This window comes from Methylobacterium sp. P3_A11 (assembly GCF_056403155.1).
In genome coordinates this window covers 1-874 of sequence record NZ_JBFUGA010000243.1, presented here as the reverse complement: position 1 = coordinate 874, position 874 = coordinate 1, and the positions used below count along the sequence as shown (strand labels likewise).

General features: G+C 79.9%; 1 protein-coding gene. It reads right to left on the bottom strand.

What is annotated here, in order from left to right; translation table 11 throughout:
- A partial coding sequence (locus AC1DXK_RS31035) for a nitrate- and nitrite sensing domain-containing protein (RefSeq protein ID WP_477299713.1) occupies positions 1–874 on the bottom strand: 874 nt, incomplete at both ends.

Here is an 874-nt window from a genome sequence, read left to right as displayed (position 1 = left end):
GTCCTGCGCGGCCCGGGCCGCCCGCCGCTCGGCGACGCTGTCGCGGAAGGCGACCGCGGCGGCGGCGATCGCCTGCACCTCGCGGGGGCCGCCGGACGGGACCGCGAGATCGGCTGTCTCCCCGTCCCGGCCGATCGCCGTCAGCACCTGCGCCATCCGGGCGAGGGGCCGGGCGATCGCCGTGCCGATCCAGGCCGCGAGGCCGGCCGACAGGGCGAACAGGGCGAGCCCTCCGGCGACCCAGATGGTCAGCATCCGGTCGGCCTGGGCGCGCACGGCGCCGGCCGCGGCCACGAGGTCTGCGGTGAGCCGGTCCTCCACGCCCTTCAGGGCATCGATCCGCTGGGTGGCGAGACGGAACCAGCCGGGCGCGTCGCGGAAGGCCAGCGCCGTGCCCGGCATCGTCTCCTGGGCGGCCGTGCGCAGGCGCGCGACCTCCCGGGCCGGCTCGGTCGCCTCCGCGGCGTCGAGCAGAGCCCCCTGCCCCGCCGCGGCCCCGGCCCGGAACAGGCCCGCATAGGTCGCCTGATCGGCCGCCAGCGTGGCGAGCCGGCGGGCGCCGGCGAGGTCCAGGCTGCCGGAGGCGAAGGCCGCCGAGGCGGCGGCGCGCTCCTGCCCGGCCGCCTCCTTGAGCGCCAGGAAGGCCGCGTAGGCACTCGCCCGGGCGGCGAGGCCGGCCTCGTCGATCACCCCGCCCATCGCCCGCACGAGGCCAAGCCCCTCGCCGATCAGCCCGGTGTAGAAGCCCGCCGCCTGCGGCGCGCTCGAGCCGAGAGCGTCCACCGCCCGGCGCTGGGCCGCGAGCCCGGCGAGCGCCCGCGTGAAGCCCGCCCCGCGCGCCGCGAAGGCGGGGCCGAAACCCGTGGCGGCCGCC